23 protein-coding genes are annotated in these 25,820 nt (G+C 63.4%); 8 read left to right on the plus strand and 15 right to left on the minus strand.

All coding sequences use genetic code 11. From position 1 onward, the window contains the following. The first annotated feature begins 61 nt into the window (after positions 1 to 61). From JWV26_RS16170 to JWV26_RS16185, 4 genes are all read left to right on the plus strand, one after another. Positions 62 to 964: a TIGR01777 family oxidoreductase gene (locus JWV26_RS16170; protein WP_072422936.1), complete on the plus strand. Its 903-nt coding sequence runs from the start codon at positions 62 to 64 to the stop codon at positions 962 to 964. Positions 965 to 976: 12 nt separating this feature from the next. After that, positions 977 to 1,999: a ferrochelatase gene (gene hemH / locus JWV26_RS16175; RefSeq protein WP_206417329.1), complete on the plus strand. Its 1,023-nt coding sequence runs from the start codon at positions 977 to 979 to the stop codon at positions 1,997 to 1,999. Between the two features lie 163 nt (positions 2,000 to 2,162). Continuing rightward, positions 2,163 to 3,494 (plus strand): spinster family MFS transporter, encoded by a 1,332-nt coding sequence (locus JWV26_RS16180; protein WP_079784461.1) that lies wholly within the window; start codon positions 2,163 to 2,165, stop codon positions 3,492 to 3,494. 143 nt (positions 3,495 to 3,637) lie between these two features. Then, complete coding sequence (locus JWV26_RS16185; protein WP_230875190.1) at positions 3,638 to 4,411, plus strand: hypothetical protein; 774 nt, start codon at positions 3,638 to 3,640, stop codon at positions 4,409 to 4,411. Positions 4,412 to 4,415: 4 nt separating this feature from the next. On the opposite strand, the gene JWV26_RS16190 is transcribed toward JWV26_RS16185, so the two are convergent. Together JWV26_RS16190 and JWV26_RS16195 are read right to left on the minus strand one after the other, a co-directional pair. Further along, positions 4,416 to 5,138: a substrate-binding periplasmic protein gene (locus JWV26_RS16190; protein WP_206417330.1), complete on the minus strand. Its 723-nt coding sequence runs from the start codon at positions 5,136 to 5,138 to the stop codon at positions 4,416 to 4,418. Between the two features lie 75 nt (positions 5,139 to 5,213). After that, positions 5,214 to 5,555 (minus strand): zinc ribbon domain-containing protein YjdM, encoded by a 342-nt coding sequence (locus JWV26_RS16195; protein WP_021488189.1) that lies wholly within the window; start codon positions 5,553 to 5,555, stop codon positions 5,214 to 5,216. Between the two features lie 466 nt (positions 5,556 to 6,021). On the opposite strand from JWV26_RS16195, the gene JWV26_RS16200 reads away from it, so the two are divergent. Further along, on the plus strand, positions 6,022 to 6,831 hold the full coding sequence (locus JWV26_RS16200) for a gamma-glutamyl-gamma-aminobutyrate hydrolase family protein (protein ID WP_196456753.1): 810 nt from the start codon (positions 6,022 to 6,024) through the stop codon (positions 6,829 to 6,831). Positions 6,832 to 6,857: 26 nt separating this feature from the next. Here the strand turns inward: JWV26_RS16200 and JWV26_RS16205 are convergent, their stop codons facing one another. The 3 genes from JWV26_RS16205 to JWV26_RS16215 all read right to left on the minus strand — a co-directional run bounded on the left by JWV26_RS16205 (position 6,858) and on the right by JWV26_RS16215 (position 9,158). Then, positions 6,858 to 7,331 carry an LEA/WHy family protein gene (locus tag JWV26_RS16205; protein ID WP_074913422.1) on the minus strand — a complete coding sequence of 158 codons (474 nt, stop codon included), beginning with the start codon at positions 7,329 to 7,331 and terminating at the stop codon, positions 6,858 to 6,860. Positions 7,332 to 7,385: 54 nt separating this feature from the next. Beyond that, entirely contained in the window at positions 7,386 to 8,231 is an 846-nt protein-coding gene (locus tag JWV26_RS16210) for an EamA family transporter (protein WP_206417331.1), read from the minus strand. A gap of 120 nt (positions 8,232 to 8,351) precedes the next feature. Beyond that, positions 8,352 to 9,158, minus strand: coding sequence for an outer membrane protein OmpK (locus tag JWV26_RS16215; RefSeq protein ID WP_206417332.1), 807 nt, complete (start codon positions 9,156 to 9,158; stop codon positions 8,352 to 8,354). A gap of 509 nt (positions 9,159 to 9,667) precedes the next feature. Here JWV26_RS16215 and JWV26_RS16220 point away from each other — a divergent pair. Further along, the gene (locus tag JWV26_RS16220; RefSeq protein WP_206417333.1) at positions 9,668 to 10,462 is read left to right on the plus strand and encodes an SDR family NAD(P)-dependent oxidoreductase; all 795 of its coding nucleotides are present in this window, start codon (positions 9,668 to 9,670) and stop codon (positions 10,460 to 10,462) included. A 136-nt stretch (positions 10,463 to 10,598) separates the two neighbouring features. Here JWV26_RS16220 and JWV26_RS16225 read toward each other — a convergent pair whose 3' ends face one another. Both JWV26_RS16225 and JWV26_RS16230 read right to left on the minus strand, forming a co-directional pair. Continuing rightward, positions 10,599 to 11,165 carry a TetR/AcrR family transcriptional regulator gene (locus JWV26_RS16225; RefSeq protein ID WP_206417334.1) on the minus strand — a complete coding sequence of 189 codons (567 nt, stop codon included), beginning with the start codon at positions 11,163 to 11,165 and terminating at the stop codon, positions 10,599 to 10,601. Positions 11,166 to 11,194: 29 nt separating this feature from the next. Then, a complete protein-coding gene (locus tag JWV26_RS16230) occupies positions 11,195 to 11,764 on the minus strand; it encodes a PaaI family thioesterase (RefSeq protein WP_160018476.1) in 570 nt (189 codons plus the stop codon). 95 nt (positions 11,765 to 11,859) lie between these two features. On the opposite strand from JWV26_RS16230, the gene JWV26_RS16235 reads away from it, so the two are divergent. Both JWV26_RS16235 and lpdA read left to right on the plus strand, forming a co-directional pair. Continuing rightward, the gene (locus JWV26_RS16235) at positions 11,860 to 13,059 is read left to right on the plus strand and encodes an MFS transporter (RefSeq protein WP_206417335.1); all 1,200 of its coding nucleotides are present in this window, start codon (positions 11,860 to 11,862) and stop codon (positions 13,057 to 13,059) included. Positions 13,060 to 13,074: 15 nt separating this feature from the next. Further along, positions 13,075 to 14,475: a dihydrolipoyl dehydrogenase gene (gene lpdA / locus JWV26_RS16240; protein ID WP_206417336.1), complete on the plus strand. Its 1,401-nt coding sequence runs from the start codon at positions 13,075 to 13,077 to the stop codon at positions 14,473 to 14,475. A 142-nt stretch (positions 14,476 to 14,617) separates the two neighbouring features. Here lpdA and JWV26_RS16245 read toward each other — a convergent pair whose 3' ends face one another. The 8 genes from JWV26_RS16245 to JWV26_RS16280 all read right to left on the minus strand — a co-directional run bounded on the left by JWV26_RS16245 (position 14,618) and on the right by JWV26_RS16280 (position 25,724). After that, complete coding sequence (locus tag JWV26_RS16245) at positions 14,618 to 15,571, minus strand: hypothetical protein (RefSeq protein ID WP_206417337.1); 954 nt, start codon at positions 15,569 to 15,571, stop codon at positions 14,618 to 14,620. A 237-nt stretch (positions 15,572 to 15,808) separates the two neighbouring features. After that, positions 15,809 to 16,174 (minus strand): DUF5064 family protein, encoded by a 366-nt coding sequence (locus tag JWV26_RS16250; protein WP_093048973.1) that lies wholly within the window; start codon positions 16,172 to 16,174, stop codon positions 15,809 to 15,811. Between the two features lie 12 nt (positions 16,175 to 16,186). Beyond that, a complete protein-coding gene (arcC, locus tag JWV26_RS16255) occupies positions 16,187 to 17,113 on the minus strand; it encodes a carbamate kinase (RefSeq protein ID WP_075745830.1) in 927 nt (308 codons plus the stop codon). A gap of 157 nt (positions 17,114 to 17,270) precedes the next feature. Further along, positions 17,271 to 18,281: an ornithine carbamoyltransferase gene (locus JWV26_RS16260; protein WP_093048976.1), complete on the minus strand. Its 1,011-nt coding sequence runs from the start codon at positions 18,279 to 18,281 to the stop codon at positions 17,271 to 17,273. A gap of 66 nt (positions 18,282 to 18,347) precedes the next feature. Continuing rightward, positions 18,348 to 19,598 carry an arginine deiminase gene (arcA, locus tag JWV26_RS16265; protein ID WP_206417338.1) on the minus strand — a complete coding sequence of 417 codons (1,251 nt, stop codon included), beginning with the start codon at positions 19,596 to 19,598 and terminating at the stop codon, positions 18,348 to 18,350. A 15-nt stretch (positions 19,599 to 19,613) separates the two neighbouring features. Next, the gene (gene arcD, locus JWV26_RS16270) at positions 19,614 to 21,041 is read right to left on the minus strand and encodes an arginine-ornithine antiporter (RefSeq protein WP_206417339.1); all 1,428 of its coding nucleotides are present in this window, start codon (positions 21,039 to 21,041) and stop codon (positions 19,614 to 19,616) included. 424 nt (positions 21,042 to 21,465) lie between these two features. Next, on the minus strand, positions 21,466 to 25,401 hold the full coding sequence (putA, locus tag JWV26_RS16275; RefSeq protein ID WP_206417340.1) for a trifunctional transcriptional regulator/proline dehydrogenase/L-glutamate gamma-semialdehyde dehydrogenase: 3,936 nt from the start codon (positions 25,399 to 25,401) through the stop codon (positions 21,466 to 21,468). A 149-nt stretch (positions 25,402 to 25,550) separates the two neighbouring features. Next, on the minus strand, positions 25,551 to 25,724 hold the full coding sequence (locus tag JWV26_RS16280; protein WP_158234264.1) for a hypothetical protein: 174 nt from the start codon (positions 25,722 to 25,724) through the stop codon (positions 25,551 to 25,553). Positions 25,725 to 25,820: the final 96 nt, after the last annotated feature.

Consider the following 25,820-nt stretch of genomic DNA (forward strand, 5'->3'; position numbering starts at 1 on the left):
GTGCGCGTCATGAACCAGACTAAAGGTGAAGTTTCTTCCATTGCCATGCGAGGACGATGCCATGCATATCCTGCTGACCGGCGGTACCGGTCTGATCGGACGAGCGCTTTGCGCACACTGGGCCGAGCAGGGCCACCTCCTGACCGTCTGGAGCCGTGAGCCAAGCAAGGTCGCGCGCCTCTGTGGGGCCAATGTTCGAGGCATTGCCCGGCTTGAGGAGCTGGCTGAAGAGCCGTTGGACGCGGTGATCAATCTGGCCGGTGCCCCCATCGCCGACCGCCCCTGGAGCAGCAAGCGCAAGGCGCTGCTGTGGTCGAGTCGTATCGGTTTGACCGAGCAGCTGCTGACCTGGCTGCAACGGCGCCAGCAGCGCCCCGCCGTGCTGCTGTCGGGCTCGGCAGTGGGTTGGTACGGCAACGGCGGTGAACGTGAGCTGAGTGAAGATACGCCGCAGGTCACCGATGATTTCGCCGCGCAGCTGTGTGGGGCCTGGGAAGAAACTGCACAACGCGCCGAGGACCTGGGGATTCGCGTGGTGCTGGTGCGCACCGGTCTGGTGCTGAGCCCGGATGGCGGCATGCTCAAACGCCTGTTGTTGCCGTTCAAGCTCTGCCTGGGTGGCCGCATCGGTGATGGTCGACAGTGGATGCCCTGGATTCATATCGCCGATCAAATCGGCCTGATCGATTTTCTCTTGCAGCAGGGCGACGCTCGCGGTCCTTATAATGCCTGCGCGCCGTTACCCGCGCGCAATGCCGAGTTCAGCAAGGCGCTGGGCCAGGCACTTAGCCGCCCGACGATTTTCCCGGCGCCGGCTTTCGTCCTGCGCGCTGCACTCGGCGAGATGTCCGAGTTGCTGCTCGGCGGCCAGCGTGCCGTGCCGACGCGCCTGTTGGAAGCGGGTTTCAGTTTCCGTTTTACCCATCTGGATGTGGCCCTGGCGGATCTGCTAGGCCATCAATGACTAGGATTTCGCATGACCGATCACGCATTGTTGCTGGTTAACCTGGGTTCGCCCGCGTCCACCGAAGTAGCCGATGTCCGCCGTTACCTCAATCAGTTCCTGATGGATCCCTACGTGATCGACCTGCCTTGGCCGCTGCGTCGTTTGCTGGTGTCGCTGATTCTGATCAAGCGTCCTGCCGCATCGGCGCACGCCTACGCCTCGATCTGGTGGGACGAAGGTTCGCCGCTGGTGGTAATCAGTCGCCGTTTGCAGGAAGCGATGAAGGCTCATTGGACCCAGGGCCCGGTGGAATTGGCCATGCGTTATGGCGAGCCTTCCATCGAGTCGACCCTGCAGCGTCTGGCTGCGCAGGGCATCCGTGAAGTGACCCTGGCGCCGCTGTATCCGCAGTTCGCCGACAGCACCACCACTACGGTGATCGAAGAGGTCAAGCGGGTGGTGCGCGAGCGCGGCCTGGACATGCGTCTGTCCACTCTGCCGCCGTTCTACGATCAGCCGGAATACCTCGACGCCCTGGTGGCCAGCGCCAAGCCTTATCTGGAGCAGGATTTCGACCACCTGCTGCTGAGTTTTCACGGCCTGCCGGAGCGCCACCTGCACAAGCTCGATCCCAGCGGTCATTGCCTGAAAGGCGAAGATTGCTGCCGCAGCGCCTCGCCCGAGGTGCTGGCCAACTGTTACCGCGCGCAATGCCTGCGCAGTGCCGAACTGTTCGCCCAGCGCATGGGCTTGCGCCCCGAGCAATGGTCGGTGAGCTTCCAGTCGCGTCTGGGACGTGCCAAGTGGATTGAGCCCTATACCGAGAGCCGTCTCGACGAGCTGGCCGCGCAGGGCGTGAAGAAGTTGCTGGTGATGTGTCCGGCCTTCGTCGCCGACTGCATCGAGACCCTGGAGGAAATTGGCGACCGCGGTCGCGAGCAGTTCGTCGAGGCTGGTGGCGAGAGCCTGCAACTGGTGCCCTGCCTGAACGATCATCCCGACTGGGCGGCGGCCTTGAAGGTGTTGTGCGAGCGGGCGCCACTGATGATCTGAGAGTCTGATGGCCGCCGAGGCAAGCCATTCGCCTCGGCGGGTATGAAGCATTCGCCGACCTGATAACACCTTCGAGCGATACTCACCGCCGTTTATATCGTCCTAAGCTGGCGCTTCTTTCAAACGTCGCGCGTCGCGTTCTGCGGTGCCGAGGAGAGCGTCCGTGCATAACAACAATAACGGCTATCCCTCCAGTGCCCGAGCCTGGGCCACTGTTGCCATCCTGATGGTGGCGTATGTCCTGTCCTTCGTCGATCGGCAGATCCTCAATCTGCTGGTCGAGCCCATCCGTCGCGATCTGGCGATCAACGATACGCAGATGAGCCTGCTGATGGGCCTGTCGTTCGCCCTGTTCTACACCGTATGCGGCATTCCGCTGGGGCGAGTGGCCGATACCCGCAGCCGGCGCGGCTTGATCGCCGTCGGCATTCTGTTCTGGAGTGCCGCTACCGCCGCCTGCGGCATGGCCAAGCTGTACTGGCAGTTCCTGCTGTGCCGCATCGGTGTGGGCGTGGGCGAAGCAGCGTTGTCGCCGGCCGCTTATTCGCTGATTGCCGACAGCTTTCCCGCCGAGCGCCGGGCCACGGCCATCAGCGTCTATTCCATGGGTGTCTACCTCGGCTCGGGCCTGGCCTTTCTGGTCGGTGGCCTGGTCATTCAGTTTGCCTCGGCACAAGGCGACGTGACCCTGCCGGTGCTGGGCGAGGTGCGCCCCTGGCAACTGATCTTCCTCATTCTCGGTGTCGCCGGTGTGCTGTTCACCCTGCTGATGCTGGCGGTCAAGGAGCCTGCCCGACGTGGTGCCGGGGCTGGCGTGGCGGTGCCGCTCAGTGAAGTGGGACGCTACATTCGCGCCAACCGTCGCACTGTGCTGCTGCACAACTTCGGCTTCGCCGGCCTGGCCTTCGCCGGTTACGGCAGTGCTGCCTGGGTGCCGACCTTCTACATTCGCACCTACGGCTGGGACGCCGGCCAGGTTGGCATCGTCTATGGCTGCATCGTTGCAGTCTTCGGCTGCCTTGGCATCGTCTTCGGCGGACGCCTGGCGGACCTGATGGCCAAGCGTGGGCGTAGCGACGCCAACATGCGTGTCGGCCTGTACGCTGCGCTGGGTGCCTTGCCGATGGTGGTGCTGTTCCCGCTGATGGAAACCGCCTTCTGGGCCAGCATGCTGCTGGCGCCTGCAGTGTTCTGTCTGAGCATGCCGTTCGGCGTGGCGCCGGCAGCGATCCAGGAAATCATGCCCAACTCGATGCGCGGCCAGGCGTCGGCCATCTATCTGTTCGTCATCACCCTGATCGGTCTGGGCGTTGGTCCGACCGCCGTGGCGCTGGTGACCGATTTCGTCTTCGCCGACGACAACGCGCTGCGCTACTCGCTGCTGATCGTCACCACCCTGGCGGTGTTGATGTCGATCATCCTGCTGGCCAAGAGTCTCAAACCCTACCGCGAAAGCGTGACGCGGCTGGAGCAATGGGCCGCCAACCCAGCCTGAACCGGCGCATTTTTCTGCCGTGCCGAGCGTTGATCGGCACGGTTTATGCGCCAGGGCACAGGCAGCGTGGAATTTTTGCGCTTTACTGAGGTTCTGAGTGTTGCGCGCGCCATTGGGGCGCGTGCCAGCCAGGGAACCTCTGCATGGGAGCGAGGCCAGCGTCTGCTGCACACGGCAGGCCAATCAACAGCTCGGTATTTTGGCAACGGCTGCTGCTGCCGGGGTTGGCTGCGCTGTTGTTGTTGGGTGGTTGCACGGGGCGCCTGGACAACGACTCCATCGTGCATACGCGTAACCCGGTCAAACCGGCCGAGCTGCTGCAGACCGACGTCGACCGTATGGCGACCCTGGCCATGCGCAACAACCTCAACAGCCTGTATCGGCTGATGAACAAGCTGTACCAACGTAACCCGCGCGAGTGGCGCAAGAACTCCCTGCCTGATGCCGCCGCTGCCGAGCGTGCCATCCAGTACGCCATCGAACACAATCAGGATTGGCCGACCTTGGGTGGCCGGCGTGATGTTGCGGCGCTGGATTATTCGCTGAGCCCGGCCTTTCAGGGCGACCGCGTGGCGGCCTTCACCTATGCCATCGGCAGCATGCTGGTGACGGCTCACGGCGGCCGTACCGAGTTCTACCTGACCGACAGCTTCAATGCGCAATTCATCCACAACGCCGCACGCAATCTGGAAAAGGCCGGCTGGATGCTTTCGCAGCGCCGTGATGCCACGGGCCGGCCGCTGCTGCTCTCCAACGAGTTCTCCGAACAGGGCAACAACCTCAGCTACGCAGTGGAGTTCGGCAAGATGGTGGCGCGTCTTGATCTGCTCACCCATGTGCTGGAAGAGCGCTACCGGCGCATGGGCGCCAACTATGCGCAGAGCCTGTTCCTGCTGAATTTCCTGCCGGTGCAGTAGCGCGTCACTGGTGCCAGCGTTGCTGAATCTCACCCAGCTTGCCGGCCTTGCGCAGGCGCGCCAGCGCCTCGGAAAACTGCCGGGCGCGCTCGGTATCACTCTTGGCGAAGGCGACGAAGCGCGGCATCTGGATCAGCGGGCGAGGTAGCACGCGCACCTGTTCCAGGGCGCGCTGTTCGCGAATGAAATAAAGCAGTTGGGTATGGTCGCCGACGATGATGTCGATGCGTCCGGCCAGCAGCATCGATACCAGTTGCCGTGGGTTCTGCGCGCTGGTGTCGCGGGCCAGGTCGGCGCGGTCGAAATCCTCTTCATAGGCATAGCCGCGAACCTGGCCGATCACGTAGGGCGACAGGTCATCCAGCGTCTGCCAGTCGCTGATCGCGGTCTTGGCGGTGGTCATGAACACCGTCGAGCCGCTGCGCAGCGGTCCAACCAGCTCGTATTGCTGCTGACGTTGCGGCGTGCCGGCGAACTGGAAGGCCATCTGTACTTCTCCGCGGTCGAGCATGCGCTTGACGCGTTCCCATGGGTAAAGACGGATTTCGTAGGGCACCTGCGCTTCGCGCAGTACCGCATCGACCAGTTCGACGTCGAGCCCGCGCGGCGTATCGTCCTCGGCGGTGACGAAACTGTAGGGGGCGAACTGTTCGTCGCCCACTACCCGCCAGGGCTGTGCTGCCAGCGAGGTACTCAGAGCCATTAGAGCAAGCAGCAGATAGCGCATGGTGGCGTTCCTCATGACCGGCCTTAATTGAGGCTAGCCAATTTCCATGAGGAACGCGCGAAAGGCGCTATCGGATCACACCTTGCGTACGAACTCGGACTTGAGCTTCATCGCGCCGATGCCATCGATCTTGCAGTCGATGTCGTGATCGCCGTCGACCAGGCGAATGTTCTTCACCTTGGTGCCAACCTTGACCACCAGTGACGAGCCCTTGACCTTGAGGTCCTTGATCACGGTGATGGTGTCGCCGTCCTGCAGCAGGTTGCCGACCGAGTCCTTGATTACCCGCGCGTCATCACCGCCGTCGGCATTCTCGCCGGCTTTCCACTCATGGGCGCACTCGGGGCAGACCAGTTGATCGCCGTCTTCGTAGGTGTATTCGGAGTTGCATTTGGGGCAGGGCGGCAGAGCGGTCAAGGGGTGTCCTCGGTACAGGTGAGAAACCGCAGATTATATAGGGTTTTGTTCGCGGGCGCCGCTCTAGGACGTGCAGCCTCGAGATACGGGTGTTTTAAATATTGGACTTCTTGCCAGGTGGTAGTTTGCCTGGCTTGCCCTTGGAGCGCCTTCCAATGGGCGTTCACTTGTTGTGCGATAAATGGATTACCAGAAAATCTTGAGCAGATTTGTTTGACATATTTTACGGCTCGGGCAGACTGGCTGCAGATTCCGTTGCCGAACCGGGTAGCGGGCAGCGTCGCTGCAGCCTCCTCTCTGGATGGAGTTGACCCGGTTCGAGCCGCCGTCGGAAGGCGGCACTCAGGCTCAGGATGAGCCTCGGTGCACGGGGTTAGCCAAACAGACCACAGGAGCTACAGCAGAGTGTTCTGCTGGCTACCGGTCTGCACAGCAACGATAGGCCCGGCCTGTCCCAAGGTGACGTATGTCCGACAACAAGATCCGCAGCACCCCCAGCAAGAACAATCTCCGCAAGCCCGTCGTGTTGATGTCCATGGGCGCTCAAGAGCGCAAGGGCCACGACTATCAAGTAATGACTCACAAATACATCCAGCCTCTGGTCGAGTTCTCCGGTTGCGTGCCGGTACTGGTGCCCACCTGCTGTGGCATCGAGGATCTCGAGCAGTATCTGGATATGGCCGATGGTGTTTACCTCACCGGTGCCGGCAGCAACATCGACCCGGCGCTTTATGGCCAGGAGAACGAAACGCCGAACAAGAGCCAAGACCGCGACCGCGACCTGTTCGATCTGCCACTGATTCGTGCCGCCATCGCTCGCGGTCTGCCGATCTTCGGTATTTGCCGTGGCATGCAGGAAATCAACGTGGCGCTGGGCGGCGACATCTACCAGAAGGTCTACGCCGAGCCCGGCTTCAACGACCATCGCGAAAACCCCGATGATCCGGTCGAGGTGCAGTACGCAGCCAGCCACAGCGTGCGGCCGGTGGCTGGCAGCTGGTTCGCCGAGTTGATGGGCAAGGACGAGATTCAGGTCAACTCCCTGCACGGCCAGGCCATTCGCAACCTGGGCAAGGGACTGGAAGTGCTGGCCACCGCCGAGGATGGCCTGATCGAGGCTATCCACGCGCCGAGCCTGTCCCCCTTCCTGTTCGCGGTGCAGTGGCACCCGGAATGGCAGGCGGCGAAGAACCCGGATTCGGTGAAGATCTTCCAGGCCTTCGGTGATGCCTGTCACCGCCGAGTAGCTTCGCGCAACAACCGTCAGGCGGCCTGATCGCCATATAACCGCCGGCTCCTGCTTCAGTAGGGGCTTGGCGGTTGCGGCCAGTTCAGGATACCGCTGTCACTGAAGCGGCGGGTGCCGAACAGGCCATCGGCGAGTTTGCCACGCAGCATGTAGGGCACCTCCTGGCCAGGTTGATAACCCGCCACGCCCCACGCCTGACGCATCACCGAAAACGCTGAAATGCTCACCGGTACGCTCAGGACCGTCTCGCCGAAACGTGGCACGCTGCCGCTCTGGTCACTGACGCCACTGGCCAGCGGCTGGCCGTTCACATCCAGATCCAGTGCCATGCCGTTGAAACTCACCGCGCTGTCATTGGGGTTCTGCACCCGCAGCTTGACCGCGAAGCGTACCTCCAGGCCCTGACCGGGCAGGGGTTCCAGGCCGACCAGATCGACCCGCAGCGGGTCACGATTGCCCAGGCTGGCGCAGGCGCTCAGGCCTGCTGCAAGCAGGGCAACGAGGCAAAGACGAAGCAGACGGTGCATGGTGATCTTCCCTGGACGTTATGGGTTCAGGATAGAAGACCACTGCACGCGCCATTAGCTCCCGGCACGTTGCCGGCTGCCCAGTACCAGCGCGATACCGCCGAGCACGGCGACAGCGCTCAACGTCAGGCGCAGCGACAGCGCTTCGCTCAGCAACAGGCTGCCACCGAGCGCGGCGAGAATCGGCACGCTCAGTTGTACCGTGGCGGCCTGACTGGCGCGCAGGCCGGGCAAGGCGCTGTACCAGATGGCGTAACCCACGCCCGAGGTCAGGGCGCCGGACAACACCGCGTAGAACAGGCCAGGCCCATCCCAGTTCAGTTGCGGCAGCAGCACCAGCGCCAGCAGCACGGCCAGCGGTGCCGCCCGCAGGAAGTTACCGGTGGTCACGGCCAGCGGATCACCCTGGCCGCGCCCGAGCAGCGAGTACGCGCCCCAGGCAACGCCGGCCAGCAGCATCAGCAAGGCCGCCAGCAGCGGTGGCGCACTGGCGCCGGGTAGCAGCAGTGCCAGCAGGCCTGCCGTGGCCAGCGCTGTACCGAGGCTGGCACCCAGCCCCAGGCGTTCACCACGCAGCAAGCCCCACAGCAGCATGCTCAACTGCACGGCGCCGAACAGCAGCAGGGCGCCGACGCCGGTATCCAGTTGCAGGTAAGCAAAGGAGAAGGCCGCCGCATAGGTGAACAGCGCCAGCGCGCCGGGCCAATTGCCGGCGATGGGGTGCCCGGTCTGCCTCAGCTTGAGCAGCAGCCACAGCGTCAGGGCGCCGGAGAGCAGGCGGATAGCCGTGAAACTGGCCGCGTCGATTTCCGTTTCACGCAGCGCCAGGCGGCACAGTAGCGAGTTGCCGGCGAAGGCCAGCATGGCGAGGCAGGTAAGCAGCAGGATACGCGGTGGCATCGTCCATCCTTGGGTGAAGGTCTGGTGATGCCGGGCAGCTAAACACGTCAGGCTGCCCGATGGCATTGGCAGAAGGTCGCAAGTTACTGCGACCTTGGCCAGTAAGCGCGCAGGCGCGTCTTAGAAGTGTGCCTTGAGCAACAGGCTGGCGGTGTTCTGATCGGTCGAGCCGACGAAGTTGTCGCTGACGAAACCGCCGTCCTTGATGCCGTACTTGTTCTTCCAGTAGTCGTACTCGATACCCACGTACAGCTGCTTCTCGCCCCATTTCAGCGCCTTGCCCAGGTCATACTTGATCTGTGGGTTGAAGTGCAGGTTGGCGTGGTAGTCGCCACGGCGATTGTTGTCGTTGTCCACCACCCAGTCCATGAAACCGTCGATGAGAATGTCCGATTCGCCGACCGGGATGGTGTAACTCCACACCGGGGTGATCTGCCAGACGTTGCTGCCGGCGCGGCTGCCGTCGGTGGTACGCAGGTAGGTGTTGAGCTGGAAGTAGTCGAAGCCGGGGATGTCCAGGTCGACCGCCGGGCCGATCAGGTAGGAGTCGACGTCGTCTTCACCGAACTCGTAGGTGGTGGAGATCAGCAAGTCCTTGATCGGGCCGAAGGAGAAGTCGGCACCGGTGATCTTGCCCAGCGAGAAGCGCGGGCTGAACTCGCCATAGAAAGTATGGCCGTCACCGGCGCCGTTGGTGGCATCGGTGTTGTACTTGATCACGTCGACGAACAGGAACAGATCACCGAAGCTCCAGCCGCTGGCGTGTTCGAAGGTGACTGTCTGCTGAATCTCGGGGTCGATCTTGAAGTCCTGGCCGTAGAGGTAGGTCAGGCTGTTGTTCTGCCACTGCAGCAGGTCACCGGCGATGGCCTGGCCGCCTGCCAGCAGACCGCCGGCGAGCGCCAGCGAAGAGAGAGTGCGATTCATGAAAGCTCCTGGTGGTTAAGACGTGTCGTTATGGTTTTTGTGGCCTGCCATCCCTGGCGGTCACCCTTGCGGGCCGTCGGCGGAGCCGACGTCAAAAATCGCTCCCGGCGATTTTTTGAGGCCTGCCATCTATGGCGGACAGCTTTAGGGCCGTCGCAGAGCGATATTCAAAATGCTCCCGGCGTTGTTGAAACCTGTCCGCCTGGTCAGGCTGGTGCTGCTAGAGCAAAAACGGCGCCAATTCTCTTGATTGCTCATATCCGTTGCAAATCAATCGGATGCGCGGATTTTTCAGGGTCATTCAGGTGCATGTGCTGCACTGTTTTCTGACCACAAGGACAAAAACGGCCATAACTTGGTGCGCAACCGTCTGGCGGCTGCGGCGATGCTTTCTCACAGGTGTGCTTGATTAGTTTGATTATGGTCGTAATATGATATTTAAATTATGACCGTAATCTTATTGGTGAGAGGATCACTTCTCACTCTTCACCCCACCCAGGAGACTTGCCATGAATGCTCAATCCACCTTCGGAACCGCCCTGGTCACTGGTGCCTCGTCCGGCATCGGTGCCACCTACGCCGAGCGTCTGGCTCGGCGTGGTTATGACTTGCTGCTGGTGGCGCGTGATGCCCAGCGCCTGGATGCGCTAGCCAAGCGCCTGGGCACCGAGTACGGCGTTGCGGTCGAGGTGATGCCGGCGGATCTCACCAGCAAGGCTGATGTGCTCAAGGTGGAAAAGCGCCTGCGCGAGGACTCGAACATCGCTTTGCTGATCAACAACGCCGGTATCGCCATGAATGGCCCATTGGCTGCTGCCGATCTGGAGCAGGCCGAGGCGATGATCCAGCTCAACGTGGTGGCACTGACGCGCCTGGCGGCCGCGGCTGCAGCCAATTTCTCCGCGGTGGGGCGTGGCGGCATCATCAACCTTGGGTCGGTGGTGGCGCTGGCGCCGGAAATGTTCAACGCCGTGTACAGCGCGACCAAGGCCTATGTACTGAGCCTGACCCAGACCCTGGCTGGCGAACTGCGTGGTTCGGGCGTGCAGTTGCAGGCGGTGCTGCCGGGCGTGACCCGCACCGAGATCTGGGAGCGCAGCGGCACCGATGCCTCGGCGCTGCCGCCGTCGATGATCATGGAAGTGGGCGAGATGGTCGATGCGGCGCTGGCCGGTTTCGATCAGGGCGAACGGGTGACCATACCCTCGCTGCCGGATGCAGCCGACTGGGATGCCTTCGTCGCTGCCCGCGCGGTGCTTGGGCCGAACCTGTCGCACAGCCAGGCGGCTGCGCGTTACAAGTGATATCCGGCGGCGTGCGATTGTAGGGTGCGCCGTGCGCACGGGGCATGGTTCGCGCTCTTCACCGGACGGAGCCTCGTTGGAACTGAGCAACCCCGGTGCGCACAGCGCACCCTACGTAAGCGCCAGGTGCCAGCCGTTATTGCTCTTGCGTCTGCTCGATCAGCAGGCGACGGGTCGTTTTCAGCAGGCGGTCGGACAGCTCCGGGTCCTTGACGCTGCGCGATAGCAGCAGGGCGCCGACCATGCTCGAGAGCAGCAGTACGCTCTGCTCGGCGGCATCATCGCCGCCGAGGTTGTCCTCGATCAGGGCCAGGCGGTCGCGCACCAGGGCGTCGGTGGTTTCGCTGGCCTCGCCACGCTGGCCAAGCTCGGCGGACATGGTCGGCAGCGGGCAGCCGGCACCGGGGTTGGCACGATGCGCGCTGGACAGGTAGCTGGCGATAAAGCGTGGCAGCGATGCCTCGGCATCCTTCGCCAGCGCCTCGGTGCTGCGGGACAGTTCCTCCACCGCATGGCGCAGGGCGTTTTCCACCAGATCGTCCTTGGACTTGAAGTGGGCATAGAAACCGCCATGGGTCAGGCCCAGTGCCTTCATCAGCGGCTGCAGGCCGGTGGCGCCGACGCCATCGCGGCGAAAGCGCAGGGCCGCCTCCTCGATGATGCGTTGGTGGGTCTTGGCTTTGTGGTCTTCCGAATAGCGCATGGGCTTTCTCGTCTATCAGATGCTGGCTGTCATCTTACACTTGCGTCGCTGTTCTGGCGCGGCGCGTTCATGTCGAGAATCAGGCAGGTGGTGGAGGCGACGGCGTAGAGGCGCTCGTCGACATCGTACAGTCGGCCTTCGGCCAGCGCGGTGGAGCGGCCAACATGGATGATGCGGCCTTCGGCGCGTACCGGACCGACTTCACTGCGCAGCGCGCGGATGTAGCTCACCCGCAGGTCCGCGGTGGTGTAGCCCTGGCCCGTCTTGAGCAGGGTATGCACGGCGCAGCCCATGCAGGAGTCGAGGAGCGTGGCGATGTAGCCGCCATGCACGCTGCCCAGCGGGTTGTAGTGGCGCTGATCGGGCGTGCCCTGGAAGACGAACAGGCCGCTGGCCCATTGCACCGGGGTGAAGTCGAGCACCGCGTTGATCGGCGGGGAGGGCAGGTCGCCGCGGCCGATGCCGTCGAAGAAGTCCATCGGCGTCATGGCGGCCACCTCCGCCAGGCTGAGGGTGCCGGGAGCGGCGAGTTGATTGCGAATGGCCTGTTCCTCGGCAATCCAGGTGGCGAGGCGGGCGTCTCGGGATAAGGCGGTCATGCAGGCTCCAGATAAATATGATGGACGACATTCAATGTTTCATATTATGATCGAAATATAAATAGCCGCCAGTCGCTGTCGATCGGAGTTTCGCCATGCAGCCTTCCCGTGTTCTGTTGATCATCCTGATGCTGCTCACTGCGTTGGGGGAGACCTCCACGCAGTTGCTGATTCCCGCTCTTGGTGAGCTGGAGCGCGGGCTGGAGGCCGAGCCTGGTAGCAGTCTGTTGGCGCTGTCGCTGTTCGTCGGCGCCTTTGGCCTTGGCCAGTTGCTGCTCGGGCCGCTGTCGGATCGGCTCGGACGCCGTCCGGTGCTGCTTGCCGGGTTGAGCCTTTATCTGCTGGCGACCCTGGGCATGCTGCTGGCGCCGAACATCGACGTGCTGATCGGCATGCGCGTGCTGCAGGGGCTGGGCGCCTGTGCAGCGCTGGTGCTGGCGCGAGCCATCGTCCGTGACGTCTGGCAGGAACAGGCAGGGCCGGCCCTGGCGCTGACGGTGTTGGGGATGTTCGCGGCCATCGTCCTGTCGCCAGTGGTTGGCGGCCTGCTTACCCAGTTCGGCGGCTGGCGTGCGCCGCTGTTGGCGACCCTGGTACTTGGCAGCCTGGCCTTGCTGTCGGTGCTTACCGGCTACCGCGAGAGCCATCTGCAGCGCGATCCGCAGGCAGGACGACTCAAGGGCCTGCTGGCCAGCTACCTGCAGGTGTGGCCCAGTTGCCGCGCGCTGGCGCTGACCATTGCCTGCACCTACGGCTCGATGTTCGTCGTGGTGGCTGGTTCCTCGTCGGTGTATATCGGCCTGCTGGGGATGAGCGCGGCGCAGTACGGGTTGACCTTCGCCTTGATCGTTTCCGGTCTGCTCGGCGGTGCCCTGTTCACCCTGCGCAACGTGCAACGCCTGGGGCCGCAGAAGGTGGTGGGCATCGGCGTCGCGCTGGTGCTGCTCGGGTCGTTGCTGACCTTGGCGATCTATCTGCTGTTCGGCCTATCGCTGCTGGTGCTGTCGCTGCCGCAGGTATTGGTGACGCTGGGCGGTGGCATGCTACTGCCGGCTGCCGTGGCTGGTGCGGTGATTCCCAATCCGCAGCGTGCCGGATTGGCTGCGGGGCTGATGGGTTTCTCGCAGATGGCGGGCGCCACCCTGGCCGGCTTGCTGCTCGGTGCCCTGCAGGATGGCTCGGCCTGGCCTATGGTTGCCTTGAATGCGCTGTTCGCCGTGTTGGCGTTTCTATTCTTCCATCTCTTGCGTGTGCGCCCAGCCGTCGCGGCTGCTGTGGCCGGCAAACTTCCCTGATTCGAGGACAAAGCTATGAGCAGCTATGACGTGGTCATCATCGGCGCGGGCCCCGGCGGTTACAACGCGGCTATTCGCGCCGGGCAATTAGGCCTGAAGGTGGCCTGCGTGGAAGGGCGTGAAACCCTCGGTGGTACCTGCCTGAACGTTGGCTGCATGCCGTCCAAGGCCTTGCTGCATGCATCCGAACTCTACGAGGCTGCTGCCGGTGGTGAATTGAGTGCCCTGGGGGTGGAGGTCACGCCGACGCTCAACCTAGCGCAGATGATGAAGCAGAAGGCCGATAGCGTCGAAGCGCTGACCAAGGGCGTGGAGTTTCTGTTTCGCAAGAACAAGGTGGAGTGGGTCAAGGGCTGGGGGCGGATCGATGGCCCGGGGCGAGTGCAGGTGAAACTGAGCGAAGGCGGCGAACGCCTGTTGGAAACCAGGAACATCGTCATCGCCACCGGCTCGGAACCGACGCCTTTGCCGGGTGTGGAGATCGACAACGCGCGCATCCTCGACTCCACTGGTGCGCTGGCGTTGCCCGAGGTGCCGAAGCACCTGGTGGTGATCGGCGCCGGGGTGATCGGCCTGGAACTGGGCTCGGTGTGGCGCCGCCTGGGTAGCCAGGTCACGGTGGTGGAGTACCTCGAGCGCATCTGCCCCGGTCTTGATGGCGAGACGGCCAAGACCCTGCAGCGCACCCTGAGCAAGCAGGGCATGAGTTTCAAGCTGGGCACCAAGGTCACCGGCGCGAAGACGAGCAAGTCCGGCGTGATCCTGACGCTGGAGCCGGCAGCAGGCGGCGCGAGCGAGACCCTGGAGGCCGATTACGTACTGGTGGCCATCGGCCGGCGTCCGTATACCAAAGGGCTCGGGCTGGAGAGCGTCGGCCTGAACACCGACAAACGCGGCATGCTCGGTAACGAAAAGCACCAGAGCGGCGTGCCGGGCGTGTGGGTGATCGGCGACGTGACTTCCGGGCCGATGCTGGCGCACAAGGCCGAAGACGAGGCGGTGGCCTGCATCGAGCGCATCGCTGGGCACGCCGCCGAGGTCAACTATGGGGTGATCCCCGGAGTGATCTACACCCGCCCGGAAGTGGCCAGCGTCGGCAAGGGCGAGGAGGAGCTGAAGGCCGAAGGCCGTGCCTACAAGGTTGGCAAGTTTCCCTTCACCGCCAATAGCCGGGCGAAGATCAACCACGAGACCGAAGGCTTCGTGAAGATCCTCGCCGACGCCAATACCGACCAGATCCTCGGCGTGCACATGATCGGCCCGAGCGTAGGTGAACTGATCGGCGAGTATTGCGTGGCCATGGAGTTCTCCGCCTCGGCCGAGGACATCGCGCTGACCTGCCATCCGCACCCGACCCGTTCGGAGGCAGGGCGCCAGGCGGCGATGGGTGTACATGGCTGGACGATGCAGGCCTGAGAGCGAGTAGGAGCCGCTCAGGCCGAGCGTCCCGGTAGTTGCTTCGATTGAATTGATCGCATCGGTGCGCGCGGCGCACCCTACGAGTGCCGCGTTTTTTCTCTGGCTGGGCGAGCTCTCAGAGGTTCACCTCGACAGCGCCCTATCTCCCCAGGTTGTCGATACTCAGGTAGAGCGACAACCACGGGTGCTCGGGTTGGGTGGCTTTGTTCTTTTCAATCAGGGAATGGATGAGCCTGAGGGGCAAGGTGTCCGAGGCCAGATCTTCAACTGCGACGTTCTGCCAACTGCCTGAACCATCCTTGCCAACCATGTAGGCCAGGATGGGTTTGTCCTGGTTATTGAGGTTCTGATACTCGGGCAAGGTCGGTTCCCGGCAGGGGTCATTGCGCAGCATCGACGCCGCAAAGGCCTCCAGCTCGGCTGCTGGTGGCCAGTTTCTCCAGGCCTTCTCTCCCTCGCTCATGGTGCCGATCAACTGTGCGTCGCGCAGAAAGGCGGTTACCTGGAACCAGGGGGCGGAACCGTCTCGCCGTTGCAGCTCGTCGGCCAGGTCATAGGTGGCATTGCGAAATAGTATGTCGCGATTGGTCATTTCCAGAAACGCGACTTGGCGCTCTGCCGCAGTAAACAGCCCTGAGTCATCGAAGGAGATTTTTGAAAGCGTGACCCGGTCCAGTGCGGCGAACGGGTTTTCCGCCGAGCGACGGCTATGGATTTTCTCTTCACCGTAGTGGTGGCTGAGAAGATAGTTGGCTGCTTGCTGAGCCAGCGCTTGCCGTTCTGGGCTCGGGTCCTGAGGTACTTCCTTGAGGAAGTCGGCATTCTTGCCATGAGCCTTGACCTGCCGATGGTTGCTTTCCAGAAACTCGTCGAACCCAACTGCCGCGCTGGCCTTACCCGCGGACTCGCTCTTGAGTAGCAAAGATATCTTCGTGGCTGTGGGAGAGAGCGTTACCTTCACGCCCAGATCAGTGGCAACGCTCTGTAGGCCAGATGATTTGGGTTGATCGACGTTGCGCTGAATAATGGAACTTGCCGTGCCCGCCTTGAAAGAGCGGTATGCCAGCAGGCCTTCCACGCTGAAGTTTGTCATTTCCACATCCCTTGGTTTCTGCTGTCCTGCACGCGCAGTTAGTTATCGAGCCATGTTGGGTGGATCGGCAGTTCGGCGGGAGTCTTGAGGTGCTATCACTTCTTGAGGCCATGCACGTCGGAGTATCCGCTGACCTGAGCAACTGCATCGGTGCGCGCGGCGCACCCTACGGGTAGAGGCATAGCCCGAATGCAATCCGGGAAATGAGCGAGAGCCCCGGATTGCATCCGGGCTACGTCATAGGATGTGGTCGAGATTTACCGGTTCGCCCGGTTGGGCGTTGAGTTTGGCGCGGATGTCGGCGAACACCTTGTCGTACTCGTCATGGCCGCGCATCACCGGGCTAGCGTTGGGGTGCAGGCCATGGCGGGCAGCGATGCGGGTGGCGACGCTGGCGAAGTTGAAGGCGACGTCGCGATGCAGTTCGAATTCCTCCTCGAAATGCTTGCCGTCCACCTCGCCCACCAGGCGCATGTGCAGCATCGGCCCCTGCTCCGGGTCCTTGCGGACTTCGTAGTAGAAGTCCACCGAGAAGGGTGGCAGCAGGCGCATGTGCTCGGGGCGGTCGTTATTGTCGCGGTGCAGGTGACCGGGGGTGAACATGATTGTGCCCTCTCAGCGATAGACGATGCCCTTGCAGTCCAGGCTGATGCGCGTGCCTGAACGACCCTGGACGATGGCTTCGATATTTTCCAGCGAACCGATCACTGCGCTGCTGCCGGTATTGCGGGCGAACTCGCAGGCGGCCTGCACTTTCGGACCCATGGAACCGGCGGCGAAGCCGAGCGCTTCGATGGCGTCGGGATGAGCTTCGGCGATGGATTTCTGCGTGGGTTTGCCCCAATCGACATAGGCCGCGTCGACATCGGTGGCGATCACCAGCAGGTCGGCATTGAGCTGCTCGGCCAACAGCGCCGAGCACAGGTCCTTGTCGATTACCGCCTCGACGCCGCGCAGTTGGTTGCCGTCGTACATGGTCGGGATGCCACCGCCGCCGGCGCAGATCACCACGCTGCCCTTTTCCAGCAGCCATTTGATCGGGCGAATTTCGAAGATGCGCTGCGGGCGCGGGCTGGCCACCACGCGGCGGAACTTGTCGCCATCCGGGGCGATACTCCAGCCTTTCTCGGCGGCCAGGCGTTCGGCTTCCTCTTTGCTGTAGACCGGGCCGATGGGTTTGCTCGGTTTCTTGAACGCCGGGTCGGCGCTGTCCACTTCCACCTGGGTGAGCAGGGTGGCGAAGGGCACTTCGAACGGCAGCAGGTTGCCCAGCTCCTGTTCGATCATGTAACCGATCATGCCTTCGGTCTCGGCGCCGAGCACGTCCAGCGGGTAGGGATTGGCCGCGTCATAGGCATTGCCCTGCAAGGCCAGCAGGCCGACTTGCGGGCCGTTACCGTGAGCGATGACCAGCTCGTTACCGGGTGCCACCTTGGCGATCTGCTGGCAGGCGATACGTACGTTCTCTCGTTGATTTTCCGCGGTCATGGCTTCACCGCGGCGAAGCAGGGCGTTACCGCCCAGGGCGATGACGAGTCGCATGGTGTTCTCCTTGTTCGTGTTCGTAGCCCGGATGCAATCCGGGGCAGTGGAACAGACCATTCCCGGATTTCATCCGGCTACATGACTGCGTTGCCGGCCAGACCCTCTCCCCCGGCCCCTCTCCCATTAATGGGAGAGGGGAGACAAGCGTGCAGCGTCAGATATCAGCCAGGGTCGCCACCAGAATCGCCTTGATCGTGTGCATGCGGTTTTCTGCCTGCTCGAAGGCGATGTTCCAGGGCGACTCGAACACATCTTCGGTGACCTCGATGCCGTTCTTCAGGTGCGGATACTGCTCGGCGATCTGCTTGCCGACCTTGGTCTCGCTGTTGTGGAAGGCCGGCAGGCAGTGCATGAACTTCACCCGTGGGTTGCCGGCGGCCTTCATGATCTCGGCGTTGACCTGATAGGGCAGTAGCTCCTGGATGCGTTCGCCCCAGGCTTCCACCGGCTCGCCCATGGACACCCAGACGTCGGTATGGACGAAGTCGACGCCCTTGACCGCCTCCTTCGGGTCTTCGGTGAGCAGGATGCGCGCGCCGCTTTCTTCGGCGAATTTTCGGCAGGCGGCGACGTGTTCCTCGCTGGGCCACAGCGCCTTGGGCGCGGCGATGCGCACATCCATGCCGAGCTTGGCGCCGATCAGCAGCAGCGAGTTGCCCATGTTGTTGCGCGCGTCACCCAGGTAGGCGTAGGCAATGTCGTGCAGCGGCTTGTCGCTGTGCTCGCGCATGGTCAGCACGTCGGCGAGCATCTGCGTCGGGTGGTACTCGTCGGTCAGGCCGTTGAACACCGGCACGCCGGCATAGGTGGCCAGCTCTTCGACGATTTCCTGCTTGAAGCCGCGGTACTCGATGGCGTCGTACATGCGCCCGAGCACGCGGGCGGTGTCCTTCATCGACTCCTTGTGGCCGATCTGCGAGGAGTTGGGGTCGATATAGGTGACGTTGGCGCCCTGGTCGTAGGCCGCTACCTCGAAGGCGCAACGAGTACGGGTCGAGGTTTTCTCGAAGATCAGCGCGATGTTCTTGCGGGTCAGGTGTTGCTGCTCGGTGCCGGTGTACTTGGCGCGTTTGAGATCGCGCGACAGATCGAGCAGGTAGCGCAGCTCACGGGTGCTGTGGTGCATCAGGCTGAGCAGATTGCGGTTGTGCATGTTGAAAGCCATGGTTCTCTCTCCTTGTGGGCAGCTTGAAACGGGCCCGGCGGCGGATCACCGCCGTGGCTGGCTTGTTCAGTAATCGATGGGGTCGCGGATGATCGGGCAGGTCATGCAGTGGCCGCCGCCACGACCGCGGCCCAGTTCGCTGGCGCTGATGGTGATGACCTCGACGCCGGCCTTGCGCAGCAGGGTGTTGGTGTAGGTGTTGCGGTCGTAGCCGATCACTACGCCGGGCTCCAGACAGACCACGTTGTTGCCGTCGTCCCATTGTTCGCGCTCGGCCTCGTAGGCGTCGCCGCCGGTCTCCACCACGCGCAGCTTCTTCAGGTTGAGGGATTCGGCGACCACGTCGACGAAGGGTTTGTCTTCGCGGCGTACGTCGATGCCGCCTGGTCGGCTCTCGTCCGGGCGCAGGGTGAAGGGCACGATGGAGTTGGCCACTTCCGGGAAGATGGTGACCAGGTCGCGGTCGCAGAAGCTGAACACGGTATCCAGGTGCATGGCCGCGCGGGAGCGGCCGAGGCCAGCGACTACTACCCGCTCGGCCGCACCCTTGGCGAACAGTGCGCGCGCCACCTGGCCGATGGCCTGGTGCGAGCTGCGTTCACCCATGCCGATCAGCACGGTGCCGTTGCCGATGGGCATCACGTCGCCACCTTCGAGGGTGGCCGAACCGTGGTCCTGGTTCGGGTCGCCGTACCAGATCTCGAAGGGCTCATTGGCGAAGTCCGGGTGGAAGGTGTAGATGGCGCTGGCGAGCAGGGTCTCCTGACGGCGCGCTGGCCAGTACATGGGGTTCAAGGTGACGCCGCCATAGATCCAGCAGGTGGTGTCGCGGGTGAACTGGGTGTTGGGCAGCGGCGGGAAGATGAAGCTGGCTTCACCGAGGTAGGCGTTGAACATCTTCGCCGCCTCGGAATCCTTGTGCTTGGCCAGGTCGGCGCCGGATACCCCGCCGATCAGGAACTCGGCGATCTTGCGTGGCTCCAGCCCTTCGATAAAGGAACGCACTTCGCTCTGCAGGCCCAGGCCTACGCTGTTGGGGGTGATCTTGCGATCAAGAATCCACTTCAGCGCGTTGGGATCGCTGACGGTCTCTTCCAACAGATTGTGCATCTCCACCACCTCGACGCCGCGTTCGCGCATCTTGGTCATGAAGTCGAAGTGGTCGCGTTTGGCCTGCGACACCCAGATCACATCGTCGAACAGCAGTTCATCGCAGTTGGCTGGGGTCAGGCGCAGGTGGGCGAGGCCTGGCGAACAGACCATCACCTTGTGCAGTTTGCCGGCTTCGGAATGAACGCCGAGGGCTTTCTTGGACATGTCGAACTCCTTCTCTTACAGACTCAGGAAACCGTCATACAGCCCGTAGGCGGCGATGGCGGCACCGATCAGTACGGCGACGAAAATGATCTTCTCGACGCTGGTGAAAATGGGCTGCCCCAGTTCGCGCTTGGCCTTGGCGAAGAGGATCGCACCAGGGGCATAGAGCAGCGCCGAGAGCAGCAGGTACTGCACGCCGGCGGCGTACACCAGCCAAACCGCGTACAGGGTGGAGATGCCCGCGATCAGCAGGTCCTTGTTGCGCTCGCCGCCGGCGTTCTCGTAGGTCTCGCCCCGTACCGCCAGCAATACCGCGTAGGCGCTGGACCAGAAGTAGGGCACCAGGATCATCGAAGTGGCCAGGTACAGCAGGCTGAGGTAGGTGGAAGCGTTGAACAGGGTGATGATCAGAAACAGCTGGATCAGCCCGTTGGACAGCCACAGCGCATTGGCCGGAACCTGGTTGGCGTTCTCCCTGCGCAGGAACTCGGGCATGGTGTGGTCGCGGGCGCTGGCGAAGAGAATCTCCGCGCACAGCAGCGTCCACGACAGCAAGGCACCGGCCAGCGAGACGATCAGGCCGATGGAGATCAGTTGCGCGCCCCTGGGGCCGACCACCTGCTCAAGCACGCCGGCCATGGACGGGTTTTTCAGCCCGGCCAGTTCGGCCTGGGCCATGATGCCCTGGGACAGGACGTTGACCAGCACCAGGAGCAGAAGCACGCCGACGAAACCGATCACCGTGGCCTTGCCGACATCGCTGCGCTTCTCGGCACGGGCGGAGAAGATGCTCGCGCCTTCGATGCCGATGAACACCCAGACGGTGACCAGCATCATGTTGCGCACCTGATCCATCACGCTGCCCAGCTCGCTGTTGCCACGGCCCCAGAAGTCCGCGGTGAACACGTCCATCTTGAAGGCGATGGCGGCGATGACGATGAACAGCGCCAGCGGCAGCATCTTGGCGATGGTGGTCACGGTGTTGATAAAGGCCGCTTCCTTGATCCCGCGTAGCACCAGAAAGTGCAGCAGCCAGAGCAGCACCGAGGCGCCGATCACCGCCGGCAGGGTGTTGCCTTCGCCGAACACCGGGAAGAAGTAACCCAAAGTGGAAAACAGCAGCACCATGTAGCTGACGTTGCCGATCCAGGCGCTGATCCAATAGCCCCAGGCTGAGGAGAAACCCATGTAGTCGCCGAAACCGGCTTTGGCGTAGGCGTACACCCCGCCGTCGAGTTCGGGCTTGCGGTTGGCCAGGGTCTGGAACACGAACGCCAGCGTCAGCATGCCGACACCGGTGATCAGCCAGCCGATCAGGGTGGCGCCGGCGCTGGCGCTGGCGGCGATGTTCTGGGGTAGCGAGAAGATACCGCCGCCGACCATGGAGCCGACGACCAGCGCGATCAGCGCGCCAAGGCGGAGTTTTTGCGTCGAATCAGACATCTCAATTACCTCCGTGTCACGAGGGGACATAGGTATTGAGCGCGTTTGGCGAGCACAGCATCCTGACTTGAATCAATAGTCAGGATTCGTCAACGCACATCCTTGTTCCAAGCGTTGTCGAGCACCTGATGAGCGTCAGGAATGCAGCTCTGTCTGGCACGGGGAGGCGCCAGTCCAATCAACATAGTCCGAACTTTCTGTTACGCAATGATGGCCAGTTGCGATGGATTGTTCGCGGGGAGAGGGGATGGGCGGGGCGGTTGGCCCCGCTCGACGCACCGACCGGATAGGCTGGCGCAGACCCTAAGGTCAGGAGGAGAGAACACAGCGCCGGGCGGGTAGCCCCTGCAGGCAGTTGCGCTGTGTGGGTGCAGCATGCCGCGGAAAGCTTTCATCCAGCTTTCCACGGCGTTATCGGCTGCGATCAGCCGATGGTCATCAGGCTGGCGTTGCCACCAGCTGCCGCGGTGTTGACGCTCAGGGCGTGTTCCACCAGCAGACGTTCCAGGGCGATGTCGGTCTCGCCCTTGTTCAGCCCGTGTACCCCGACGATGGCGCCTTTGCGCTGCGCCGCCTGCTCGCTGACCGCGCGCAACTGATCGGAGTCGCCGTGGTGGAGGATGGAGTCCAGTTCCACGTCGACGCTGTTCCAGTCGGCCACCAGTTGGATGTGCTTTTGCACCTCTTTCGGCAGCTCGCTGTACAGCGCGCGCTGGCTGTCCAGCCAGATCGCCCGGCTGCCGACTGCCAAGGTGGCAGCCAGCTGCGCCAGCAGATCGCTGCGCTCGTCGGCCAGGTTCAGCACATGCTCGCGCGGCAGCAGGGTGTAGCTGTTGCGTTCGCCGGTCGGGCCGGTCAGCGTATGGCTGCTGTAGCTCTGCGACAGCGCACGGTACTGCTCGAACAGCGCGGCGATGGCCGGCTCCTGCTTGCCTGCCCAGTCGGCGAAGGCGGTGCGCACCTTGTCCAGCTCGCTCGGCACCGGCAAGGTCTGCACCTCGGCCTGCTGCAGGTACTGGGCGACGGCTTCCTGCGGGCGGGTTGACAGCAGGCGATAGAGGTACAGCGGGCCACCGGCTTTCGGGCCGGTGCCGGACAGGCCTTCGCCACCGAACGGCTGTACGCCGACCACGGCGCCGACCATGTTGCGGTTCACATACAGGTTGCCGACCTTGGCCGTGCCGACCACCTGGGCGATGGTCTCGTCGATGCGCGTGTGCACGCCGAGGGTCAGGCCGTAGCCGCTGTCGTTGATCTGCTGCAGCAGCTTGCCCAGGTCCGCACGCTGGTAGCGCACCACGTGCAGCACCGGGCCGAAGATCTCGCGCTTCATCTCGTCGAAGCTGTCCAGCTCGATCAGGGTCGGCACGACGAAGGTGCCGCGCTTGATGTCCTCGCTGTTGACGCGCGCCAGTTGGGTGACCTTGCGGCCTTTCTCGCGCAGCTTGGCGATGTGGGTGTCGATACCGGCCTTGGCTTCGGCGTCGATCACCGGGCCGATGTCGGTGTTCAGGCGCTCGGGGTTGCCGAGTGTGTACTCCGCCATGGCGCCCTTGAGCATGGTCAGCACGCGGTCGGCCACGTCGTCCTGCACGCATAGTACGCGCAGGGCCGAGCAGCGCTGGCCGGCGCTGTCGAAGGCGGAGGCGACCACATCCATCACCACCTGCTCGGTCAGGGCCGAGGAGTCGACGATCATGGCGTTGAGGCCGCCGGTTTCGGCGATCAGCGGGATGGTGCGGCCCTGGGCGTCGAGACGACCGGCGATGTTGCGCTGGAGGATGCCGGCCACTTCGGTGGAGCCGGTGAACATCACCCCACGCACGCGCTCGTCACCGACCAGGCGCGCGCCGACGGTTTCGCCACGGCCCGGCAGCAGCTGCACGGCACCGGCTGGTACGCCGGCTTCGAGCAGGATGCGCACGGCCTGGGCGGCGATCAGCGGGGTCTGTTCGGCCGGCTTGGCCAGCACGGTGTTACCGGCGGCCAATGCGGCGGCCACCTGGCCACTGAAGATCGCCAGGGGGAAGTTCCACGGGCTGATGCACACCACTGGGCCCAGCGGGCGGTGGCTGTCGTTGCCGAAGCTACGTGCCTGGATCGCGTAGTAACGGAGGAAGTCCACCGCCTCGCGCACTTCGGCGATGGCGTTGGCGAAGGTCTTGCCGGACTCACGCACCAGCAGGCCCATCAGCTGTTGCAGTTCGGCTTCCATCAGGTCGGCGGCGCGTTCCAGCACGGCGGCACGCTCGGTCGGCAGGGTGGACTGCCAGATCTGTCCGCTGGCCAGGGCGCAGAGGATGGCGCTGTCGACATCCTTGACGCTGGCTTCGCGCACGTGGCCGACCAGGTCACGGTGATCGGCCGGGTTGCGCACTGGCTCCGGCTCGCCCGGGTTAGGTGCATCGCAGCCGAGCATCGGTTCGGCGACGTAGCTGAGATTGGTGGACGACAGCAGCGCCGAGGACAGCGAGCCGAGGCGGTGTTCGTTGGCCAGGTCCAGGCCGGCGGAGTTGACCCGGGCCTTGCCGTACAGGTCACGCGGCAGGGCGATACGCGGATGCGGCAGGCCGATGGCGCCTTCCTGCGCGGCCATCTGCTCGACCTGCAGCACCGGGTCGAGCACCAGGTCTTTCAGCGAGATGCTGTGGTCGGCGATGCGGTTGACGAAGCTGGTGTTGGCGCCGTTTTCCAGCAGGCGGCGTACCAGGTAGGCCAGCAGGGTTTCATGGCTGCCCACCGGTGCATAGATGCGGCACGGGCGGTTCAGCTTGCCGTCGGCGATCTTGCCCACCACCTGCTCGTACAACGGCTCGCCCATGCCGTGCAGGCACTGGAACTCATACTGGCCCGGGTAGTAGTTCTGCCCGGCCAACTGGTAGATGGCCGACAGCGAGTGGGCGTTGTGGGTGGCGAACTGCGGGTAGATGGCTTCCGGCGCGGCCAGCAGCTTGCGGGCGCAGGCCAGGTAGGACACGTCGGTGTACGGCTTGCGGGTGTACACCGGGTAGCCTTCCAGGCCATTGACCTGAGCCAGCTTGATCTCGCTGTCCCAGTAGGCGCCCTTGACCAGGCGGATCATCAGGCGATGACGGCTGCGCTTGGCCAGGTCGATGACATAGTCGATCACATACGGGCAGCGCTTCTGGTAGGCCTGGATGACGAAACCGATGCCGTTCCAGCCAGCGAGGCTTGGCTCGAAACACAGGCGCTCGAGCAGATCCAGCGACAGCTCCAGGCGGTCGGCTTCCTCGGCGTCGATGTTGAGGCCGATGTCGTACTGCTTGGCCAGCTGGGTCAGGCCCAGCAGGGTCGGGTACAGCTCGTCCATCACGCGCTCGTACTGGGCGCGGCTATAGCGCGGGTGCAGGGCGGAGAGCTTGATCGAGATGCCCGGGCCTTCATAGATGCCGCGACCGTGGGAGGCCTTGCCGATGGCGTGGATGGCTTGCTCGTAGGAGGCCAGGTAACGCTTGGCGTCTTCCTCGGTCAGCGCGGCTTCACCGAGCATGTCGTAGGAGTAGCGGAAACCCTTGGCCTCCAGGGTGGATGCATTGGCCAGGGCCTCGGCGATGGTCTCGCCGGTGACGAACTGCTCGCCCATCAGGCGCATGGCCATGTCCACGCCCTTGCGGATCACCGGCTCGCCGCTCTTGCCGATGATGCGGTTGAGCGCCGAGGTCATGCCGGCTTCGGTGTGGGTGGACACCAGCTTGCCGGTGATCAGCAGGCCCCAGCTGGCCGCGTTGACGAACATCGACGGGCTCTGGCCGAGGTGCTGACTCCAGTTGCCGTTGGCGATCTTGTCGCGGATCAGCGCGTCGCGGGTGGCCTTGTCCGGGATGCGCAGCAGGGCTTCGGCCAGGCACATCAGCGCCACGCCTTCCTGCGACGACAGCGAGAACTCCTGCAGCAGACCCTGCACCAGGCCCTGACGGCCGCTGGCGTTCTTCTGGTTGCGCAGCTTCTCGGCGATGCCCAGCGCCAGCTTCTGCGAGGCCTCGGCCTGCTCCTTGTTCAGGCGCGCCTGCTCCAGCAGCATCGGCACCACTTCGGTTTCCGGGCGGCGGTAGGCGCTGGTGATGGCGGCGCGCAGCACCGACTGCGGGAGGATGCTTTCGGCGAAATCGAGGAACACCTGCAGGCCCTGCTCGGTCAGCGACTCCAGCGCTTCTTCGCCGGCGGCAGCGGCCAGGCCGGCATGCTCGGCGGGTGTCAGGCCACTCTCGACTTGCTCCAGATAATTGAAGATCGCCTGCTTGATCATCCAGTGCGGCGTACGGTCGATCTGCGCAGCGGCCTTTTTCAGGCGCTCGCGGGTAGCATCGTCGAGTTTTACGCCAAGCGTGGTGGTGGCCATAGGGGTGTCCTATTTTTGTCGGTTGTACAGGGTGAAACTGCCTGGAGCAGTTTCTGGCGTCGCTTGCGACGGCCCTAGGGGCTGCTGCCAGGGATGGCGGGCAACAAAAAAGCTGCGGGAGATTAAACCTGCTTTGGTATCTGGTGCAACTAGGTGCAACCAATTTGGGTGGCGTCCCGACGGACGTTCATTTCACCCTCAAGATTGACGCTGTAGCCCTTGTGCTCCTTGATCTGCAGGGTATCAACCACACTTTGCAGCTTCGATTCGGGCAAGAGCGAAGGATTCGCCCAATCCAGTTTGCCGAGGTGCTGCGTCATCATGGTGCAACCATGGTGCTACCCCTGTGCCTGGGCTCACAATGGTGCCGAGCTGCGCTTCGAACGCATCGCGACTGGGTAGTACCTGTTCAGCATAGA

Source organism: Ectopseudomonas toyotomiensis, assembly GCF_017167985.1.
Classification (GTDB): Bacteria; Pseudomonadota; Gammaproteobacteria; order Pseudomonadales; family Pseudomonadaceae; genus Aquipseudomonas; species Aquipseudomonas toyotomiensis.

Coding starts and splice junctions, on each gene's coding strand:
- JWV26_RS16170 (WP_072422936.1), top strand. CDS start 62: ATGCATATCCTGCTGACCGGCGGTACCGGTCTGATCGGACGAGCGCTT.
- hemH (WP_206417329.1), top strand. CDS start 977: ATGACCGATCACGCATTGTTGCTGGTTAACCTGGGTTCGCCCGCGTCC.
- JWV26_RS16185 (WP_230875190.1), top strand. CDS start 3,638: ATGGGAGCGAGGCCAGCGTCTGCTGCACACGGCAGGCCAATCAACAGC.
- JWV26_RS16190 (WP_206417330.1), bottom strand. CDS start 5,138: ATGCGCTATCTGCTGCTTGCTCTAATGGCTCTGAGTACCTCGCTGGCA.
- JWV26_RS16200 (WP_196456753.1), top strand. CDS start 6,022: ATGTCCGACAACAAGATCCGCAGCACCCCCAGCAAGAACAATCTCCGC.
- JWV26_RS16205 (WP_074913422.1), bottom strand. CDS start 7,331: ATGCACCGTCTGCTTCGTCTTTGCCTCGTTGCCCTGCTTGCAGCAGGC.
- JWV26_RS16210 (WP_206417331.1), bottom strand. CDS start 8,231: ATGCCACCGCGTATCCTGCTGCTTACCTGCCTCGCCATGCTGGCCTTC.
- JWV26_RS16215 (WP_206417332.1), bottom strand. CDS start 9,158: ATGAATCGCACTCTCTCTTCGCTGGCGCTCGCCGGCGGTCTGCTGGCA.
- JWV26_RS16220 (WP_206417333.1), top strand. CDS start 9,668: ATGAATGCTCAATCCACCTTCGGAACCGCCCTGGTCACTGGTGCCTCG.
- JWV26_RS16225 (WP_206417334.1), bottom strand. CDS start 11,165: ATGCGCTATTCGGAAGACCACAAAGCCAAGACCCACCAACGCATCATC.
- JWV26_RS16230 (WP_160018476.1), bottom strand. CDS start 11,764: ATGACCGCCTTATCCCGAGACGCCCGCCTCGCCACCTGGATTGCCGAG.
- JWV26_RS16235 (WP_206417335.1), top strand. CDS start 11,860: ATGCAGCCTTCCCGTGTTCTGTTGATCATCCTGATGCTGCTCACTGCG.
- lpdA (WP_206417336.1), top strand. CDS start 13,075: ATGAGCAGCTATGACGTGGTCATCATCGGCGCGGGCCCCGGCGGTTAC.
- JWV26_RS16245 (WP_206417337.1), bottom strand. CDS start 15,571: ATGACAAACTTCAGCGTGGAAGGCCTGCTGGCATACCGCTCTTTCAAG.
- JWV26_RS16250 (WP_093048973.1), bottom strand. CDS start 16,174: ATGTTCACCCCCGGTCACCTGCACCGCGACAATAACGACCGCCCCGAG.
- arcC (WP_075745830.1), bottom strand. CDS start 17,113: ATGCGACTCGTCATCGCCCTGGGCGGTAACGCCCTGCTTCGCCGCGGT.
- JWV26_RS16260 (WP_093048976.1), bottom strand. CDS start 18,281: ATGGCTTTCAACATGCACAACCGCAATCTGCTCAGCCTGATGCACCAC.
- arcA (WP_206417338.1), bottom strand. CDS start 19,598: ATGTCCAAGAAAGCCCTCGGCGTTCATTCCGAAGCCGGCAAACTGCAC.
- arcD (WP_206417339.1), bottom strand. CDS start 21,041: ATGTCTGATTCGACGCAAAAACTCCGCCTTGGCGCGCTGATCGCGCTG.
- putA (WP_206417340.1), bottom strand. CDS start 25,401: ATGGCCACCACCACGCTTGGCGTAAAACTCGACGATGCTACCCGCGAG.
- JWV26_RS16280 (WP_158234264.1), bottom strand. CDS start 25,724: ATGATGACGCAGCACCTCGGCAAACTGGATTGGGCGAATCCTTCGCTC.